This window comes from Stenotrophomonas sp. 1337 (assembly GCF_031455455.1).
Lineage (GTDB): Bacteria > Pseudomonadota > Gammaproteobacteria > Xanthomonadales > Xanthomonadaceae > Stenotrophomonas > Stenotrophomonas indicatrix.
In genome coordinates this window covers 247,863-264,673 of the sequence record NZ_JAVDSR010000004.1, presented here as the reverse complement: position 1 = coordinate 264,673, position 16,811 = coordinate 247,863, and the positions used below count along the sequence as shown (strand labels likewise).

Below are 16,811 nucleotides of genomic sequence, written 5' to 3'. Positions count from 1 at the left end.
GCCGAGGCATGGGCGCCGGACGCAGCCTTATCAGGCTTCGACCGAGACGACGCTGACGGTGCGACGCTTCTTCGGGCCCTTCACGGTGAACTCCACCTTGCCGTCCGTCAGGGCGAACAGGGTGTGGTCACGGCCGAGGCCGACGCCGGTACCCGGGTGGAACTGAGTGCCGCGCTGACGCACGATGATGTTGCCTGCTTCGATGGCCTGGCCACCGAAGATCTTGACGCCGAGGTACTTCGGGTTGGAGTCGCGACCGTTGCGCGAAGAGCCTACGCCTTTTTTATGTGCCATGACCTATCTCCTTACTTGCTGCCACCGGCAATGCCGGTGATCTCGATTTCGGTGTAGTACTGACGGTGACCCTGGCGCTTCATGTGGTGCTTACGGCGACGGAACTTGATGATCCGGACCTTGTCGGCACGACCCTGGGACAGGACGGTGGCGGTGACCGCAGCGCCGCTCAGGGCGTCGCCGATCTTGATGCCATCGCTGTCGCCGAGCAGCAGGATGTTGTCGAACTTGATCTCGCTGCCGACTTCGACTTCGAGCTTTTCAATGCGGAGCTTTTCGCCCTGCGCCACGCGGTATTGCTTACCGCCGGTGACCAGTACTGCGTACATGACCAGACTTCCTCTGTAGTTATTGTGGTCTATGGACTGCCGCCGTCGAGGGCGGACAGGAGCGGGATTGTACGTGGACCACCGTGGACGGGTCAAGTCAACCCCTGAACGGCTCTGGAGGCCGGGCCGGAACGGGGTCAGATCCCTTTTCACACGGTGAAAAGGGATCTGACCCCTGCCTGACAGGCGGTCTCACCGGGTGAGACACCGGGCTGGCATTGTCGCCCATTGCCCCCATCTGGTCACCTCGGTAGGCTGACCGATTGCCGCCCTATCGCTGGCCCGGCGGCCCAGCCACGCCCCCACAACCGGATTCCCCATGGCGATGGATTTCATCCGCATCCGCGGCGCGCGGACGCACAACCTCAAGAACATCGACCTCGACCTGCCCCGCGACAAACTGATCGTGATCACCGGCCTGTCCGGCTCGGGCAAGTCGTCGCTGGCGTTCGACACCATCTATGCCGAGGGGCAGCGGCGTTACGTCGAGTCCCTGTCGGCGTACGCGCGGCAGTTCCTGAGCGTGATGGAAAAGCCGGACCTGGACCATATCGAAGGCCTGTCGCCGGCGATCTCTATCGAGCAGAAGTCGACCTCGCACAACCCGCGCTCGACGGTCGGCACCATCACCGAGATCTACGACTACCTGCGCCTGCTGTATGCACGCGTCGGCACGCCGCGTTGCCCCGACCACGGCTATCCGCTGGAAGCGCAGACGGTCAGCCAGATGGTCGACCATATGCTGACGCTGGACCCGGAACAGCGCTACATGCTGCTGGCGCCGGTGATCCGCGACCGCAAGGGCGAGCACGCGCAGGTGTTCGACCAGCTGCGTGCGCAGGGTTTCGTGCGTGTGCGCGTCGATGGCGAACTGTACGAAATCGACGCGGTGCCGCCGCTGGCGCTGCGCCAGAAGCACACCATCGAAGCGGTGATCGATCGCTTCCGCCCGCGCGAAGACATCAAGCAGCGCCTGGCCGAGAGCTTCGAAACCGCCCTGAAGCTGGGTGATGGCATGGCGTCGGTGCAGTCGCTGGACGATGCCGCTGCGACCCCTACCCTGTTCTCGTCCAAGTATTCCTGCCCGGTCTGCGACTACTCGCTGCCGGAACTGGAGCCGCGCCTGTTCTCGTTCAACGCACCGATGGGCGCCTGCCCCGGCTGCGACGGGCTGGGAATGGCCGAGTTCTTCGATCCCTCGCGCGTGGTGGTGCATCCGGAGCTGTCGCTGGCGGCCGGTGCCGTGCGTGGCTGGGATCGCCGCAACGCCTATTACTTCCAGCTGATCGCCTCGCTGGCCAAGCACTACAAGTTCGACACCGACGCGGCGTGGAACTCGCTGCCGGCAAAGGTGCAGCAGGCCGTGCTGTACGGCAGCGGCGAGGACGCGATCACCTTCACCTACTTCACCGAGGCCGGTGGCCGCACCCAGCGCAAGCACCGCTTCGAAGGCATCATTCCCAACCTCGAACGCCGCTACAAGGAAACCGAATCGGCGGCGGTGCAGGAAGAGCTGGGCAAGTACATCAGCGAACATGCCTGCCCCGAGTGCAACGGCGCGCGCCTGAACAAGGCCGCACGCAACGTGTTCGTGGCCGACCGCCCGCTGCCGGAACTGGTGGTGCTGCCGATCGATGAAGCCCTGAAGTTCTTCAGCGAACTCAGCCTGCCGGGCTGGCGTGGCGAGATCGCTGCGAAGATCGTCAAGGAGATCGGCGAACGCCTAGGCTTCCTGGTCGACGTCGGCCTGGATTACCTGACCCTGGAGCGCAAGGCCGACACCCTGTCCGGTGGCGAGGCACAGCGCATCCGTCTGGCCAGCCAGATCGGTGCTGGTCTGGTGGGCGTGATGTACGTGCTCGATGAGCCGTCCATCGGCCTGCACCAGCGCGATAACGAGCGCCTGCTGGGCACCCTCACCCGCCTGCGCGACCTTGGCAACACGGTGATCGTGGTCGAGCACGACGAAGATGCGATCCGCCTGGCCGACTACGTGCTGGACATCGGTCCGGGTGCGGGCGTGCACGGCGGTGAGATCGTCGGCCAGGGCAGCCTGCAGGACCTCCTCGATGCACCGCGTTCGCTGACCGGCCAGTACCTGTCGGGCAAGCGCGCGATCAAGATCCCGGCGCGCCGGCACAAGCCGAACCCGAAGATGACGCTGCATCTGCGTGGCGCCACCGGCAACAACCTGAAAGGCGTGGACCTGGCCATCCCGGCGGGGCTGCTGACCTGCGTGACCGGCGTGTCCGGCTCGGGCAAGTCAACCCTGATCAACGACACCCTGTTCTCGCTGGCTGCCAACGAGATCAACGGCGCCTCGCACCCGATCGCGCCGTACAAGGAGATCGATGGCCTGGACCTGTTCGACAAGGTGGTGGACATCGACCAGTCGCCGATCGGCCGTACCCCGCGCTCGAACCCGGCCACCTACACCGGCTTGTTCACTCCGCTGCGCGAGCTGTTCGCACAGGTGCCCGAATCGCGTGCGCGCGGCTATTCGCCGGGGCGCTTCAGTTTCAACGTGCGTGGCGGCCGCTGCGAGGCCTGCCAGGGCGATGGCCTGATCAAGGTCGAGATGCACTTCCTGCCCGACGTGTACGTGCCCTGCGACGTCTGCCATGGCAAGCGCTACAACCGCGAAACGCTGGAGATCCTGTACAAGGGCTTCAACATCAACGACGTGCTGGAAATGACCGTCGAGGATGCACTGAAGCTGTTCGAACCGGTCCCGTCCATCGCCCGCAAGCTGGAGACCCTGGTCGATGTCGGCCTGAGCTACATCAAGCTGGGGCAGAGCGCGACCACGCTGTCCGGTGGTGAAGCGCAGCGCGTGAAGCTGTCCAAGGAACTGTCGCGCCGCGATACCGGCCGCACCCTGTACATCCTCGACGAGCCGACCACCGGCCTGCACTTCCACGACATCGAGGCGCTGCTCGGCGTGCTGCACAAGCTGCGCGACGAGGGCAACACGGTGGTGGTGATCGAGCACAACCTGGACGTCATCAAGACCGCGGACTGGATCGTTGACCTGGGTCCGGAAGGCGGTCATCGCGGCGGCACCATCCTGGTGACCGGTACGCCGGAAGACGTGGCCGCATGCCCGGATTCGTATACCGGGCAGTTCCTCGCCCGGATGCTGCCGTCCACTACTGCGCGACCGGACCAGCCCGCCGCCGTGGCCAACAAGCCCGATGCGCGCCCGCCGCGCAAGGTGAAGCCCGAGAAGCCGGCGAAGAAGGCAGCTGCCGCCAAGAGCACCGGCAAGGCCAGCAAGACCGCCACGGCCGGCACCAAGAAGAAGAAGGACGCCTGATGAGCAGCGAACACAAGATCCTGGCCCGCATTCCGATCAGCGTGCGCTGGCGTGACATGGACAGCATGGGCCACGTCAACAACGCCAAGTACATCTCCTACCTGGAAGAGGCGCGCGTGCGCTGGATGCTGGGCGTGGAAGGCGTGTCGATGACCGACCGCATCGCACCGGTGGTGGCTGCCACCAACGTCAACTACCGGTTGCCGATCGTGTGGCCCAACGACATCCTGGTCGAGCTGTTCGTCGAACGCCTGGGCAACAGCAGCGTGACCATCGGTCATCGCATCGTCGACCAGCAGGACGAGTCGAAGCTGTATTCGGACGGCAACGTGGTGGTGGTGTGGATGGACACGCAGACCGGCAAGAGCGCGCCGCTGCCGGACGCGATCCGCAGCGCGTCCACCTGAAGGTAGTGCCGGCCGCTGGCCGGCACTCTCCCCGCCGGGCATGGCCCGGCGCTACCGTTCCACATCAAAGGACTGACATGATCCACCAGACCGAACTGCGCGACCTGCTGCCCAGCATGGTCCCCTTCCCCGCCGACGTGTTCCCGGATGACCAGGCCTGGCTTGGCCAGCACCTGTTGCCGCTGCTGAAGATCGACCTGGGCGTGCTGCGCCCGGAACTGGCCGGCAGCGTGGCCACGATGCTGTGCCCGATCGAGCCCTACGACGGCTGCATCGGTGAAACCACCGAAGAACACCACAACGCGTTCACCGGCACCAACTGGATCGCTTTTGAATTGACCGCCGACAACCGTATGCGTTTCCTCGGTGAGGAGGGCTACTTCATCGGCGACCAGGTGCAGGACAAAGACGCGCTGGAGCACATCGCTGAGATGCGTGAGAGCTACAGCAAGGCACGTGCGTACTTCCAGCAGCATGGACGCCTGGCCAGCTATTCGCGCTATGGCGACGGCGAGCCCGGCGAGCAGGCGTACCTCGATGTGCTGGGCGGGCAGATCTCGACCGGCAACTGGATCGAAACCGCGGAGATTCCGGCCGCCTTCGCACTGGCGTTCACCGAGGCTGCCGACGACCGGCATGCGCCGGACGATGCCGAGCGCGCGATCATCACCCGCGATGGCCACAAGTTCTTCGCCGTGGCCGAAGTGGCCGGCTACAACTGGTGTGCAACCGGTGCCGATGCGATCGTGATGCTGTACGAGCCGGAAAGCCGCACGGTGCTGTTCTCTTACGACTGGTCGTAAGCCCCACCGCGCTGCGCGCTCGCCGGGCATGGCCCGGCGCTACCGATGTGGATTCGGCGGTGATGCCTGGGTAGCGCCGGGCCATGCCCGGCGGAACGAGCGCCGCGTTACGGCGCGGCCTTGCGCACTATCAGGGCCGTGCTGACTTCGGTGCCCCCCTCCAGTTGCACCTGCAGCCACACAGGCTGCCCCTCCTCCAATGCGCGCCTGCCGTCCATCAACATCAGGTGCAGGCCGCCGGGCTTGAGCACGGCGCGTTCGCCCGGCGCCAATGGCAAGCGCTCGACGGCACGCATGCGGCTGACCCCGTCGACGATCCGGGTCTCGTGCAACGACACATCACCGAAACTCGCACTGCGCGCACCGATGATGGTCACCGCGGTGGAGCAGCCGTTACGGATCACGCCATAGCCGGCAGTCATGGGCGTCGCCGTCGGGCTGGGCGGCAGACGTACCCAGCCCTGCGAGACGGTGACGCACTCCGGCACCGCGGCCGCCGCCGATGCTGCGCCCCCACACATCATCAACAGTACGCCAACGAATGGTTTGGTTATCATCGGCCAGGTTCCTTCTTCGCAACGAGACCCGCAGCATGACGACGCTCATCGAGGTGATCAACCATGGCCCCATCCGCGAACTGCGGCTGGCGCGGCCGCCGGTCAATGCACTGGACACCGAGCTGTGCCGGCAGTTGATCCATGCCATCGAACTGGCGATGGCCGAGGACGCGCACGGCATCGTGCTGTCCGGCAGCGAGCGCATCTTCACCGGCGGCATGGACGTGCCGCACCTGCTCTCGCATGGCGATGACAAGCACAAGCTGCTGGACACCTGGAACGCGTTCTTCGGCGCGGTACGCACGCTGGCCGAGAGCCGCATCCCGGTGGTTGCGGCGATCACCGGCCATGCACCGGCGGGCGGCTGCGTGCTGGCCCTGTGCTGCGACTACCGGGTGATGGCACGCAGTGCCGATCCGGCGCGCCCGTATGCCATCGGCCTGAACGAAGTGCAGGTCGGCCTGATCGCACCGGAAGGCATCCAGCGCCTGTTGCGCCGTGCGGTGGGCGCGCACCGCTCCAGCGTGCTGCTGGCCACCGGCGCGCTGGTACCGGCCGAACAGGCGCTGCAGATCGGCCTGGTCGACGAACTGGTGGATGGCGAACTGGTGGCGGCCCGTGCGGTGGCCTGGCTGCAGGATCTGCTGAAGCAGCCGCGGCAGCCGATGCTGCTGACCCGTGCCATCGCCCGCGCCGAGCTGCACGACGCCCTGCATCCGGACCTGATCCAGCTCGACCGCTTCGTCGAGGCCTGGTTCGCCCCGGATGCGCAGAACGCACTGCAGGCACTGGCGGCGCGTCTCGGCAAGTAAACGGTAGTGCCGGCCACTGCCGGCAGCCTGGCGATCCTTCCGGGACGCCTGCGGATGCCGGCCAGCGGCCGGCACTACCGAAGATGGGGCATCCGGCCTACACCGGTATAATCGACCCCTCTTTCATCGCTGTGGCCGCCCCCTTGAACGACATGCCCGAACCCGTCGTCTCCGAGCTGATCGATCTGCTCACCCTGGAGCGGCTGGAGGACAACCTGTTCCGCGGCCAGAGCCGCGACATCGGTACCAAGTACGTGTTCGGCGGGCAGGTGCTGGGCCAGGCCCTGGCGGCCGCGCAGGCCACGGTCGACAATGGTCGCCATGTGCACTCGCTGCACGCCTATTTCCTCCGCGCCGGCAACATCGACCATCCGATCGTCTACGACGTCGACCGTACCCGCGACGGCGGCAGCTTCTCGGTGCGCCGGGTGACCGCCATCCAGCATGGCAAGGTGATCTTCTTCTGCGCGGCCTCGTTCCAGCAGGCCGAATCCGGTGCCGAGCACCAGCACAAGATGCCCGAAGTGCCGCAACCGGAAGACATCGAACCGAACCGGCCGTTGCCGGCGGAGGTGCTTGAGCGCCTGCCGATCAAGGTGCAGCGCTGGCTCTCGCGCGGCGGTCCGTTCGAGTTCCGCCATGTGTATCCCCGCGATGAACTGAACCCGCCCAAGCGCCCGCCCTACCACCAGGTCTGGCTGCGCCTGAGCGAGCGCGTGGGCGATGCTCACGAGCTGCACCAGGCACTGCTGGCCTACGCGTCGGACTTCCACCTGCTGGGCACGGCGACCTTCCCGCACGGCATCAGCTACTATCATCCGCACGTGCAGATGGCCTCGCTGGACCACGCGATCTGGTTCCACCGCCCGTTCCGCGCCGACGATTGGCTGCTGTACTCGCTGGACAGCCCCAGTGCGCAGGATTCGCGCGGCCTGGCCCGCGGCCAGTTCTTCACCCGTGATGGCGTGCTGGTTGCCAGCACCGCCCAGGAAGGCTTGATCCGCGTGGTTCCGGACCAGGCAGCAGCGGCCGCCGTGCCGGCCAAGGATTGACCGATGCGTCAGATTTTCAGCAGCCAGCGCGTGGAAACCGTGGAAGGCGTGGCCGAGCTCCTGCGCAGCCACGACATCCAGGTGAAGGTCACCAACGGACGCTCGTACAAGACCCGTCGCCGGGGTCAGTTCAGCTATACCGACCTGGGCAATGCAGGCGCCTACCCGGCGGTGTGGGTCGTGCGCGCCGACGACCAGCCGCGTGCGCGCGAAATCCTGCGCGACGCCCGCCTGCTCGACACCACCCGTCGTGACCACCCGACCGCCGAATTCGCCTTCCGCGATGATGTGCAGGAAAGTGCCGGTGGTCGTGGCTGGGCCTGGCGCATCCGCATTGCCCTGCTGGTGGTGATCGCCGGGGTGGCGCTGGTGATCGGCCTGCGCCATCGCGGTGCCCCTGCCCCAACCGCGCCGGTGCCCGCCCCGCAGGCACAGCCGCAGCAAGCACAGCCGACCGCGCCGGCACCGCCGGAAGAAGAGGAAGTGCGGGTCCGCATCCAGCCGTCCACGTAACGCGCAGGTAGCGCCGGGCCATGCCCGGCGAACGCAGCGGCCTGACAGAAACGCCGCCGGGCATGGCCCGGCGCTACCGGGACGCGAACCGGTCACATTCGGCGCGCGTCTCCGTCATGGGACACAATCCCTGCAGGAGCCCGCCGCCATGACGATCTTCGCCGCAAGCATCGACGAAACCCTGGAACGCGAACTGCCGGCCGCCAGCAGCGGTTGCCAGCATGCCTATGGCCGCATCGTGCTGGCCTGCCAGAACACGGTCACCGCCATCGCCCTGGCCATCACCGGCGACCGCCAGGCCAGCGAGGACATCGCTCAGGAAGCGTTCGTGAAGGGCTGGCAGCAGCTGCACCAGCTGCGCAGCGCGAGCAGCTTCCTGCCCTGGCTGCGGCAGATCACCCGCAACCTCGCCCGCGACTGGCTGCGCGCACAACGTGGCCGACCGCTGAGCGGCGAGGCTGCCGAAGTGGCGCTGACCATGGCTGCGGATCCGACCCCGGGCGTGGCCGATCGCCTGCAGCGGCTGGAAGAGGAAATCGCTGCCGAAGACATCATCTCTGCCCTGCCCGCCGACAGCCGCGAAGTCCTGCTGCTGTATTACCGCGAGGGCCAGCATTCGCAGCAGGTGGCCGACCTGCTCGGGCTGAGCGACGCGGCGGTACGCAAGCGCCTGTCACGTGCCCGTGCGCAGGTGCGCGAGGGCCTGCTGCAGCGCTTCGGCGAATTCGCACGCAGCAGCGCACCGAGTGCAGCGTTCGCAACGGCGGTGGTGTCGATGGTGATGATCGCCGCGCCCGGCACCGCCAGCGCGGCGATCCTGCTGGGAACCGGCGTCGGCGTGGGGGGCAGCAAGCTCGGCCTCGGTGGCGCCAGCGCTGCCGGCGGCACCGCGCTCGGCTCGTTGACTGCCACGCTGGGCCAGCTGCAGATGCTGCCTGCGTCAAGCTGGGCCGCGATCATCGGTGGCGTCGTCGGTGGCGCGCTCGGCAGCTATCTCGGAGGGCGTTTCCTGCTGTCCTACGCAGAGACCGGTGCCGAGCAGGTCCAGGTCCGCCGCTTCGTCAACCTCAGCACCGGCACCAGCCTGGGCTGGTGCCTGGCCATCCTGTTCACCGTGCTGCTGCAGGCGCCGATGTGGGCGCAGCTGCTGGTGCTGGCACTGGGCCTGGTGGTGGTCAACTACCAGTGCCTGGTGACGCTGCGGCGAATCATGGCGCCGCTGCTCGCGCGTGATGCAGCCCGGCGTGGGCGTAACGGGATCAACTGGAAGTACGAATCCATGTACGGCCTGACCGGCATGATGGCGGTGAACCTGATCGTCATCGGTGCCCTGGCCTACACGATGACGCTCAGCGGCCGCCTGTAACGGACAACGCCGGCAGTGCGCCGGCGTTGTCGTCGATCACTGCATTGAAAATCAGCGCTGCGGATTCGGCGCGGCGCCGTCACGCGGGCCGCCGTGGCGCGGGCCACCGTGCATCGGGCCCTTGGCGGCGTCGAACTCCGCCTTGCTCAGCTGGCCATCCTTGTTGGTATCGGCTGCGGCGAACCAGGCGTCACGATGCTGCTTCATGCGCAGCTCGCGGTCGGCCTTGTCCAGGTAGCCATCCTTGTTGAGGTCGAGCTGGTCGAAACGCTCGGCCAGGCGCGGATCGGCCTTGGCTTCGTCACGGCTGATGCGGCCATCCTTGTTCGTGTCCAGCTTGGCCCAGCGCTCGCCGCCGCGACCACCGTGGCGGCCATGCTTCCAGCGCGGCAGCTCATCACGCGAGAGCTTGCCGTCCTTGTTCTTGTCCAGCTCGTCGAACTTTGCGGCCAGGCGCGGGTTGGCCGCCGCTTCGCTGCGGTCGATGACGCCGTCGCCATTGGTATCCAGCTTGGCCGGACGCTGCGCCGGTGCAGCCGGGGTGTCGGCAGCCAAGGCAATACCGGTCGCGGAGGTGCCGAGCAGCAGGGCCAGCAGCAGGGGGGTACGGATCATGGGGTCACTCCTGGGAATGGGATTGGCATCGGGGTGAACACCTCACCCTCGGAGGACAACAACGCCTGACCACGCCCCCGGTTGACGCAGCCGCCCATTCCATTCATCCGGCGGACAGTCGCCGCCATTGCGACAGGCTGGAGCTATGCTGTGCCCATGGCGAGACACGGCGACAGAGACGACGAACTGCGACTGTTCCAGACCGGCGAGCACCCCTGCGGGTACTGGCCGGACCGGGTTGCACGCGACCTGGTGCTGGACCCGCAGGACCGTCGCCTCGGCGGGCTGTACCCGCTGGCCCTGAGCTGGGGCTTCCGACGCAGCGGTGATCTGGTCTATCGCCCGCATTGTGCGAACTGCCACGCCTGCGTCGCTGTGCGCATTCCGGTGGCCCGCTTCGCCCCGGATCGCAGCCAGCGCCGCTGCGCCGCCCGCAATGCCGATCTGGAAGTGCGCATCACCGCGGCCATGCCACGCGAGGATCTGTTCGAGCTGTACCACCGCTACCTGGTGCATCGTCATGCCAAGGGCGGCATGGACGACCACGGCCCGCACGAATTCGAACAGTTCCTGATCGGCAGCTGGTCGCACACGCGCTTCATGGAAATGCGCCTGCCCGGCCACGACGGGCAGCCCAGCCAGCTGCTGGGCGTGGCAGTAACCGATGTGACCGAGCACGGGCTGTCGGCGGTCTATACCTTCTTCGACCCCGCCCATGCCGCGCGCGGGCTGGGCACGTTCGCGATCCTGCAGCAGTTGGAGTGGGCCCGCCGCGAGGGCCTGCCCCACCTGTACCTGGGCTACTGGATACGTGAGCACCAGAAGATGGACTACAAGCGGCGCTATCGCCCGCTGGAGGCCTACGATGGCCGCCGCTGGCATGATTTCGATGACGAACTGGACGGACGCTGACAAACCACTGACACCGGGCCAGGTGCACAATATGGCCCATGAACGCCAAACCCCTGATTCTCGGCCTGGCCCTGCTCTGTGGCGCCGCCGCTCCCGCCTTCGCCACGTCCCCCGCGATGACCGAAAAACCGTCTGCAGCGCTGCGCCTGGCCACCTACAACACCTCGCTGTATTCGGACGAAGCCGGCGGCCTGATCGCCGAGCTGGAAGGCGACAGCGAACATGCGCGCAAGATCGCCGCGGTACTGCAGCAGGCGCGCCCTGACCTGGTGCTGCTGAACGAGTTCGACTTCGATGACGCCCATCGTGCCGCCGACCTGTTCCAGAAGCGCTACCTGGAAGTGGCCCAGCCCGGTGGCGGCAAGCCGCTGCACTTCGCCTACCGCTACCTGGCGCCGGTGAACACCGGCGTGCCCAGCGGCCTGGACCTGGACAACAACGGCGTGGTCGGCGGCGAAGGCCGCGGTCGCGGCAACGACGCCTGGGGCTACGGCCTGCACCCGGGCCAGTACGGCATGCTGGTGCTGTCGCGCTACCCGATCGACGAAGCCAAGGTGCGCAGCTTCCAGCTGCTGAAGTGGAGTGCGATGCCCGGCGCGATCCGCCCGGTCGATCCGCGCACCGGCAAGAGCTTCTACAACGACACCGTCTGGTCGCAGCTGCGGCTGTCGTCGAAGTCGCACTGGGATGTACCGGTGAAGACCCCGGCCGGCGTGGTCCACGCGCTGGTCTCGCACCCGACGCCGCCGGTGTTCGATGGCCCGGAAAAGCGCAACGCCGCGCGCAACCATGACGAACTGCGCCTGTGGCAGGAATACCTGTCCCAGGGTGACAAGCCGTGGCTGTGCGACGACAAGGGCCAGTGCGGCGGCCTGGCCCAGGATGCGCGTTTTGTCATCCTTGGCGACCTCAACAATGATCCGGTCGATGGCGATGGCCGCCACGAGGCGATCGTCGAACTGATCGAGAACGCCCGCGTGCTGCGCTACCCCACCCCACGCAGCATCGGCGCCGAGCAGACCAGCCTGGCCTATGCGGCCAAGGGCATCACCCGCAAGGGTGCACCGTTCCATGCCACCGGCGATTTCGGCCCGAAGTCCGGCACCATGCGCCTGGACTACGTGCTGCCCTCGGTCGGTTTCGAGTACCTCGGCAGCGGCGTGTTCTGGCCGGCCAATGAGAGTGCCGAAGCGAAGATCGCCGATGGCAGCGACCACCACCTGGTATGGGTGGATGTGAAATAAACCGGTAGCGCCGGGCCATGCCCGGCGGCTTTTCCGGCCGCGTCGCGCGCCCTATGGGAAGCCGCCGGGCATGGCCCGGCGCTACCGTTTTACGAGCGCAGCTCGACGCCGATCGCTTCGGCGGCGTCACGCGCGATGGCGCGTGCTTCGTCGATGGATTCCGCGCGCGCCAGGGTCACGCCCACGCGGCGGTGGCCATGCACGCTCGGCTTGCCGAACAGGCGCACGGCGGTGTCCGGCGCCTGCAGTGCGGCGGCCACGTTGTTGAAGTACGGCACGCCTTCGCCATGCGCCAGCAGCGCGCACGAGGCCGATGGGCCACTCTGGCGGATCACCGGGATCGGCAGGCCGAGGATGGCCCGCGCATGCAGCGCGAACTCGCTCAGCTCCTGCGAGACCAGCGTCACCAGGCCGGTGTCGTGCGGGCGCGGCGATACTTCGCTGAACCACACCTCGTCGCCCTTCACGAACAGTTCGACGCCGAACAGCCCCCAGCCACCGAGGTCATCGGTGATCGCGCGCGAGATCTCCTCGGCACGCGCCAGCGCCTTGTCCGACATCGGTTGCGGCTGCCAGCTTTCGCGATAGTCGCCCTCCTTCTGCAGGTGGCCGATCGGCGCGCAGAACGAAGTCCCGGCGGCGTGGCGTACGGTCAGCAGGGTGATCTCGTAATCGAAGTCGATGAAACCCTCGACGATGCAGCGGCCGGCGCCGGCACGGCCACCGGTCTGCGCGTATTCCCATGCCGGGGCGATGTCCGCCTCGCTGCGCAGCGTGCTCTGGCCCTTGCCCGAGGACGACATCACCGGCTTGACCACGCACGGCAGGCCGATCGCCGCCACGGCGGCGCGGTACTCGGCCTCGGTGTCGACAAAGCGGTACGGCGAGGTCGGCAGGCCCAGCGTCTCGGCGGCCAGGCGGCGGATGCCCTCACGGTCCATGGTCAGGCGCGCAGCACGCGCGGTCGGGATCACCCGCAGGCCCTGCTCCTGCTCCAGCTGCACCAGGGTCTCGGTATGGATCGCCTCGATCTCGGGCACCACCAGGTGCGGCTGCTCCTGGGCGATCAACTGGCGCAGGGCCATCGCGTCCAGCATGTCGATCACGTGCGAGCGGTGTGCCACCTGCATGGCCGGGGCATCGGCGTAACGGTCGGCAGCGATCACTTCCACGCCCAGTCGCTGCAGTTCGATGGCCACTTCCTTGCCAAGTTCGCCCGAGCCCAGCAGCAGCACACGGGTGGCGGAGGGGGACAACGGGGTTCCAAGCTTGACCATGGCGGGGTTCCAGCAGCGATGTGAAGGCGGGTGGGCATTCTAGCCGGTCCAGCCGCAGTGCCTGGGCACGCCCAGCCGACGAACGGTAGCCCTAATGTGATATCACTTTGATATCTTAAATTCGAACCCTCAAGGACGTACCGCCATGAAAGAGAAGTCGCTGTCCTCCCTCAACGGCCTGGGCGCGCTCGCCGGGTCCCTGGTCGTAGCCCTCGCCGGCGGCGCCCTGTTCGTGGCCGGGGTCGCGGCGAAGGCCAGCACCGGCTCGCCCAACGTGCTGCTGATCCTGGCCGGCCTGCTGATCGCTGCGCTGGCGCTGGTCGCGCTGGCCGGCCTGTACACCGTGCAGCCCAACCAGGCGGCGGTGGTCAGCCTGTTCGGCAAGTACGTCGGCACCGTCAAGGACAACGGCCTGCGCTGGAACAATCCCTTCTTCAGCAAGCGCCGCGTGAGCCAGCGCGTGCGCAATTTCGAGAGCGGCAAGCTGAAGGTCAACGAGCTGGACGGCAGCCCGATCGAGATCGCTGCGGTGATCGTCTGGCAGGTGGTCGATGCCTCCGAAGCGGTTTACAACGTGGACGACTACGAGAGCTTCGTGCACATCCAGTCCGAATCGGCGCTGCGCGCGATGGCCACCAGCTACCCCTATGACCAGCACGAGGACGGCCAGCTGGCGCTGCGCAGCCATGCCAGCGAGATCTCCCAGCACCTGAAGAACGAACTGGCCGAGCGCCTGGCCGATGCCGGCGTGCAGGTGATCGATGCGCGCATCAGCCACCTCGCCTACGCCGCTGAAATCGCCCAGGCGATGCTGCAGCGGCAGCAGGCCAATGCGGTCATCGCCGCACGCACGCGCATCGTCGCCGGTGCGGTCGGCATGGTCGAGATGGCGCTGGCCGAGCTGCAGAAAAACGGCGTGGTGCAGCTGGACGAGGAGCGCAAGGCGCACATGGTCAGCAACCTGTTGACCGTGCTGTGCTCGGACCGCGGCACGCAGCCGGTCGTCAACACCGGCTCGCTGTACTGAGCCACCCTCGCAACGGGGCGCCCCACCGCCCCGCCAGGAGTCTGCATGAGCGAGAAAAAAGCCTATCCGCTGCGCATCAACGCCGAGGTCCTGGCGGCCGCACAGCGCTGGGCGGACGATGAACTGCGCAGCCTCAACGCACAGATCGAATACGTGCTGCGCGACGCACTGCGCAAGGCAGGCCGCCTGCCGAAACCCAAGCCATCGCCGGAGGACAAGGAATGAGCAAGCGCTGGAGCTACCTGACCGTCGAGGTCAAGACATCCATGATGGGCCTGCAGAAGGCCGATGACATCCAGGCCGAGCTCAGCCGCCAGGGCCAGCTGGGCTGGGAACTGGTCAACATCATCGTCCCGGCGCCAATGCGCCCGGCCTTGCTGGTCTTCAAGAAGGAGCTGTGACCATGAGCGCACGCCGCTCGTTGCTTGCTGTTTCCCTTGCCCTGTTGACCGCCAGTGCATCCGCTGGCGAACCGCAGCAGGTCGCAGCACGCCTGCTCGATCACCTGCAGGCAGGGCGCACCGCCGATGCCGAAGCCATGCTGACCCCGCAGATGGCCGCGGCCGTGCCTGCCGACAAGCTGCAGGGCCTGTGGCAGTCGCTGGGTGAACTGAAGCAGCGCGGCCCGGCGCACAGCAGTGAGCAGCAGGGCCTGCACCTGGTGGAAGTACCGTTGCAGTTCGCCAGTGGCGCGGTGATCGCGCAGGTGGCGGTGAACGGGCAGGACAAAGTAGCGGGCCTGCTGCTGCGCCCGGCCCCGGCCGCCAAGGCAGCGCCACCGCCGGCCGACGCGAACTACAGCGAAGCCGATTTCAGCGTGCCACAGGCACGCGGTGCGCTGCCCGGCACCTTGTCCCTGCCCAAGGGCAAAGGACCGTTCCCGGCCGTAGTGCTGGTGCACGGCTCCGGCCCACAGGATCGCGACGAAACCATCGGTGGCAACCGCCCGTTCCTGGACATCGCCCGCGGCTTGGCCGCCCAGGGCATCGCCGTGCTGCGCTACGACAAGCGCACCCATGCCCGCCCCCAGGACTTCCAGAGCGGCAGCTTCAACGTTGATGACGAGACCACCGACGATGCCATCGCAGCGTTGAGCGCGTTGGCGGCGGACCCACGCATCGACGGCAAGCGGATCTTCGTGCTCGGCCACAGCCAGGGCGGCATGCTCGCCCCGCGCATCGCCAGCCGCTGGCCACAGGCGCGCGGCGCGATCCTGTGGGCCGCGCCGGCGCGCACATTGCTTGAACTGCTGCCGGAGCAGAACCGCTACCTGCTGTCGCTGGACGGCTCGATCAGTGCCCCCGAACAGGCGTTCCTGGACAAGCTCGACGCGCAGATCGCCGCGGCCCGCAGCGAAACTCTTGTGCCAGCCAGCGAACTGCCACTGGGCGTGCCGCAGACGTTCTGGAAAGGCATCGAAGCGGTGAACGCACGCGGCGACGCGGTTGCGCTGAAAAAACCACTGCTGATGCTGCACGGGGGCCGCGACTTCCAGGTACCGGAAACGGATTGGGCACTGTGGAAAAAAGCCCTGGCCGATCGCCGGGACGTGCAATGGAAGGCCTACCCTGCCCTCAACCACATCGGCATCGCCGGCAGTGGCCCCAGTTCATTGAAGGAATACGCGCAGCCGGGCCACGTGGATGGGCAGCTGATCGATGACGTTGCGCGTTGGGTGGAGGCGCAGCGATGAGCGGCAGTGATGCACGCCCGTTCGAGGTTGCCGAGAGTTCTTCGCTGCGGGTGCTGTGGGTGCTGCTGCCACTGCTGGCGGTACTGGGCGTGGGCATGTGGGCACAGCTGCACGACAATCGCAGCGAGGCTCCCTGGATGGAGGTCACCCTGTCGCCGCCGTTCTTCCTGATGGGCGGCAGCGCGGCATGGAGCCTGGCGGTGATCGTGCTGATGGGCATCGGCCTGGGCTGGGCGTTCTTCCGTCGCCGGGTGGAGCTGGCAGGCAACGTGCTGGACGTGCGTTCAACCTTGTACCGTCGCCGCACGCCGGTGGCCGACCTGCTGCTGGACCAGGCCGAGGTGGTCGACCTGAGCCGTGATCGCCGCTATGGCATCCGTTTCAAGACCAACGGCTACAGCATGCCCGGCTTCTATTCCGGGCACTTCCGCCTGCAGGGCGGCGGCAAGGGCTTTGCCCTGGTCACCGACCGCGCACGCACGCTGGTGATTCCGGTGCGCGGCGGCAGCACCCTGCTGCTCAGCCTGGAGCGCCCGCAGGCCCTGCTGGAGGCGCTGCGCAAGGTGGCCGCCACGGCGCCACGGCAGTAAGCTG

19 protein-coding genes are annotated in these 16,811 nt (G+C 67.1%); 14 read left to right on the top strand and 5 right to left on the bottom strand.

Annotation, left to right across the window (positions count from 1 at the left end; genetic code table 11):
- Window positions 1-30 precede the first annotated feature (30 nt).
- Both rpmA and rplU read right to left on the bottom strand, forming a co-directional pair.
- Window positions 31-294, bottom strand: coding sequence for a 50S ribosomal protein L27 (gene rpmA / locus J2X70_RS08705; protein ID WP_025873853.1), 264 nt, complete (start codon window positions 292-294; stop codon window positions 31-33).
- A gap of 11 nt (window positions 295-305) precedes the next feature.
- A complete protein-coding gene (gene rplU, locus J2X70_RS08700; protein WP_004148331.1) occupies window positions 306-623 on the bottom strand; it encodes a 50S ribosomal protein L21 in 318 nt (105 codons plus the stop codon).
- A 319-nt stretch (window positions 624-942) separates the two neighbouring features.
- Here rplU and uvrA point away from each other — a divergent pair, with 319 nt between their 5' ends.
- From uvrA to J2X70_RS08685, 3 genes are all read left to right on the top strand, one after another.
- The gene (gene uvrA / locus J2X70_RS08695; protein ID WP_032975969.1) at window positions 943-3,939 is read left to right on the top strand and encodes an excinuclease ABC subunit UvrA; all 2,997 of its coding nucleotides are present in this window, start codon (window positions 943-945) and stop codon (window positions 3,937-3,939) included.
- Window positions 3,939-4,346: a thioesterase family protein gene (locus J2X70_RS08690; RefSeq protein ID WP_025873855.1), complete on the top strand. Its 408-nt coding sequence runs from the start codon at window positions 3,939-3,941 to the stop codon at window positions 4,344-4,346. The genes uvrA and J2X70_RS08690 overlap by 1 nt, the downstream gene beginning before the upstream one ends.
- Window positions 4,347-4,423: 77 nt before the next feature.
- Window positions 4,424-5,149: an enolase gene (locus J2X70_RS08685; protein ID WP_301867549.1), complete on the top strand. Its 726-nt coding sequence runs from the start codon at window positions 4,424-4,426 to the stop codon at window positions 5,147-5,149.
- A gap of 107 nt (window positions 5,150-5,256) precedes the next feature.
- On the opposite strand, the gene J2X70_RS08680 is transcribed toward J2X70_RS08685, so the two are convergent.
- A complete protein-coding gene (locus J2X70_RS08680) occupies window positions 5,257-5,706 on the bottom strand; it encodes a copper chaperone PCu(A)C (RefSeq protein WP_309909924.1) in 450 nt (149 codons plus the stop codon).
- Between the two features lie 35 nt (window positions 5,707-5,741).
- Between J2X70_RS08680 and J2X70_RS08675 the strand changes: the two genes are divergently transcribed.
- The 4 genes from J2X70_RS08675 to J2X70_RS08660 all read left to right on the top strand — a co-directional run bounded on the left by J2X70_RS08675 (window position 5,742) and on the right by J2X70_RS08660 (window position 9,449).
- The gene (locus J2X70_RS08675) at window positions 5,742-6,518 is read left to right on the top strand and encodes an enoyl-CoA hydratase/isomerase family protein (RefSeq protein ID WP_025873858.1); all 777 of its coding nucleotides are present in this window, start codon (window positions 5,742-5,744) and stop codon (window positions 6,516-6,518) included.
- 152 nt (window positions 6,519-6,670) lie between these two features.
- Window positions 6,671-7,570 (top strand): acyl-CoA thioesterase II, encoded by a 900-nt coding sequence (tesB, locus tag J2X70_RS08670; protein WP_309909922.1) that lies wholly within the window; start codon window positions 6,671-6,673, stop codon window positions 7,568-7,570.
- A gap of 3 nt (window positions 7,571-7,573) precedes the next feature.
- Complete coding sequence (locus tag J2X70_RS08665) at window positions 7,574-8,083, top strand: pathogenicity-like protein (RefSeq protein ID WP_032975965.1); 510 nt, start codon at window positions 7,574-7,576, stop codon at window positions 8,081-8,083.
- 154 nt (window positions 8,084-8,237) lie between these two features.
- On the top strand, window positions 8,238-9,449 hold the full coding sequence (locus J2X70_RS08660) for an RNA polymerase sigma factor (RefSeq protein ID WP_170919603.1): 1,212 nt from the start codon (window positions 8,238-8,240) through the stop codon (window positions 9,447-9,449).
- A gap of 51 nt (window positions 9,450-9,500) precedes the next feature.
- Here J2X70_RS08660 and J2X70_RS08655 read toward each other — a convergent pair whose 3' ends face one another.
- Window positions 9,501-10,064 (bottom strand): EF-hand domain-containing protein, encoded by a 564-nt coding sequence (locus tag J2X70_RS08655; protein WP_080149418.1) that lies wholly within the window; start codon window positions 10,062-10,064, stop codon window positions 9,501-9,503.
- A 156-nt stretch (window positions 10,065-10,220) separates the two neighbouring features.
- Between J2X70_RS08655 and J2X70_RS08650 the strand changes: the two genes are divergently transcribed.
- Together J2X70_RS08650 and J2X70_RS08645 are read left to right on the top strand one after the other, a co-directional pair.
- Window positions 10,221-10,976: an arginyltransferase gene (locus tag J2X70_RS08650; RefSeq protein WP_032975961.1), complete on the top strand. Its 756-nt coding sequence runs from the start codon at window positions 10,221-10,223 to the stop codon at window positions 10,974-10,976.
- Window positions 10,977-11,014: 38 nt separating this feature from the next.
- Window positions 11,015-12,220, top strand: a complete 1,206-nt coding sequence (locus J2X70_RS08645; protein ID WP_105163634.1) for an endonuclease/exonuclease/phosphatase family protein — start codon at window positions 11,015-11,017, stop codon at window positions 12,218-12,220.
- Window positions 12,221-12,309: 89 nt separating this feature from the next.
- On the opposite strand, the gene purT is transcribed toward J2X70_RS08645, so the two are convergent.
- Complete coding sequence (gene purT, locus J2X70_RS08640; RefSeq protein WP_309909918.1) at window positions 12,310-13,497, bottom strand: formate-dependent phosphoribosylglycinamide formyltransferase; 1,188 nt, start codon at window positions 13,495-13,497, stop codon at window positions 12,310-12,312.
- Window positions 13,498-13,642: 145 nt separating this feature from the next.
- On the opposite strand from purT, the gene J2X70_RS08635 reads away from it, so the two are divergent.
- The 5 genes from J2X70_RS08635 to J2X70_RS08615 are packed head-to-tail and all read left to right on the top strand — an operon-like array spanning window position 13,643 to window position 16,807.
- A complete protein-coding gene (locus tag J2X70_RS08635) occupies window positions 13,643-14,524 on the top strand; it encodes an SPFH domain-containing protein (RefSeq protein WP_025873866.1) in 882 nt (293 codons plus the stop codon).
- Between the two features lie 45 nt (window positions 14,525-14,569).
- Window positions 14,570-14,749 (top strand): hypothetical protein, encoded by a 180-nt coding sequence (locus tag J2X70_RS08630; RefSeq protein ID WP_005412615.1) that lies wholly within the window; start codon window positions 14,570-14,572, stop codon window positions 14,747-14,749.
- Window positions 14,746-14,925 carry a DUF4177 domain-containing protein gene (locus tag J2X70_RS08625; protein ID WP_025873867.1) on the top strand — a complete coding sequence of 60 codons (180 nt, stop codon included), beginning with the start codon at window positions 14,746-14,748 and terminating at the stop codon, window positions 14,923-14,925. The genes J2X70_RS08630 and J2X70_RS08625 overlap by 4 nt, the downstream gene beginning before the upstream one ends.
- A 2-nt stretch (window positions 14,926-14,927) precedes the next feature.
- Complete coding sequence (locus tag J2X70_RS08620) at window positions 14,928-16,217, top strand: alpha/beta fold hydrolase (RefSeq protein ID WP_309909915.1); 1,290 nt, start codon at window positions 14,928-14,930, stop codon at window positions 16,215-16,217.
- Window positions 16,214-16,807, top strand: a complete 594-nt coding sequence (locus J2X70_RS08615) for a PH domain-containing protein (protein ID WP_025873869.1) — start codon at window positions 16,214-16,216, stop codon at window positions 16,805-16,807. Before J2X70_RS08620 ends, J2X70_RS08615 begins: the two co-directional genes overlap by 4 nt.
- Window positions 16,808-16,811 lie beyond the last annotated feature (4 nt).

Coding starts and splice junctions, on each gene's coding strand:
- J2X70_RS08620 (WP_309909915.1), top strand. CDS start 14,928: ATGAGCGCACGCCGCTCGTTGCTTGCTGTTTCCCTTGCCCTGTTGACC.
- rpmA (WP_025873853.1), bottom strand. CDS start 294: ATGGCACATAAAAAAGGCGTAGGCTCTTCGCGCAACGGTCGCGACTCC.
- uvrA (WP_032975969.1), top strand. CDS start 943: ATGGCGATGGATTTCATCCGCATCCGCGGCGCGCGGACGCACAACCTC.
- J2X70_RS08645 (WP_105163634.1), top strand. CDS start 11,015: ATGAACGCCAAACCCCTGATTCTCGGCCTGGCCCTGCTCTGTGGCGCC.
- tesB (WP_309909922.1), top strand. CDS start 6,671: ATGCCCGAACCCGTCGTCTCCGAGCTGATCGATCTGCTCACCCTGGAG.
- J2X70_RS08675 (WP_025873858.1), top strand. CDS start 5,742: ATGACGACGCTCATCGAGGTGATCAACCATGGCCCCATCCGCGAACTG.
- J2X70_RS08650 (WP_032975961.1), top strand. CDS start 10,221: ATGGCGAGACACGGCGACAGAGACGACGAACTGCGACTGTTCCAGACC.
- J2X70_RS08680 (WP_309909924.1), bottom strand. CDS start 5,706: ATGATAACCAAACCATTCGTTGGCGTACTGTTGATGATGTGTGGGGGC.
- J2X70_RS08625 (WP_025873867.1), top strand. CDS start 14,746: ATGAGCAAGCGCTGGAGCTACCTGACCGTCGAGGTCAAGACATCCATG.
- J2X70_RS08635 (WP_025873866.1), top strand. CDS start 13,643: ATGAAAGAGAAGTCGCTGTCCTCCCTCAACGGCCTGGGCGCGCTCGCC.
- J2X70_RS08685 (WP_301867549.1), top strand. CDS start 4,424: ATGATCCACCAGACCGAACTGCGCGACCTGCTGCCCAGCATGGTCCCC.
- J2X70_RS08690 (WP_025873855.1), top strand. CDS start 3,939: ATGAGCAGCGAACACAAGATCCTGGCCCGCATTCCGATCAGCGTGCGC.
- J2X70_RS08630 (WP_005412615.1), top strand. CDS start 14,570: ATGAGCGAGAAAAAAGCCTATCCGCTGCGCATCAACGCCGAGGTCCTG.
- J2X70_RS08665 (WP_032975965.1), top strand. CDS start 7,574: ATGCGTCAGATTTTCAGCAGCCAGCGCGTGGAAACCGTGGAAGGCGTG.
- purT (WP_309909918.1), bottom strand. CDS start 13,497: ATGGTCAAGCTTGGAACCCCGTTGTCCCCCTCCGCCACCCGTGTGCTG.
- rplU (WP_004148331.1), bottom strand. CDS start 623: ATGTACGCAGTACTGGTCACCGGCGGTAAGCAATACCGCGTGGCGCAG.
- J2X70_RS08615 (WP_025873869.1), top strand. CDS start 16,214: ATGAGCGGCAGTGATGCACGCCCGTTCGAGGTTGCCGAGAGTTCTTCG.
- J2X70_RS08655 (WP_080149418.1), bottom strand. CDS start 10,064: ATGATCCGTACCCCCCTGCTGCTGGCCCTGCTGCTCGGCACCTCCGCG.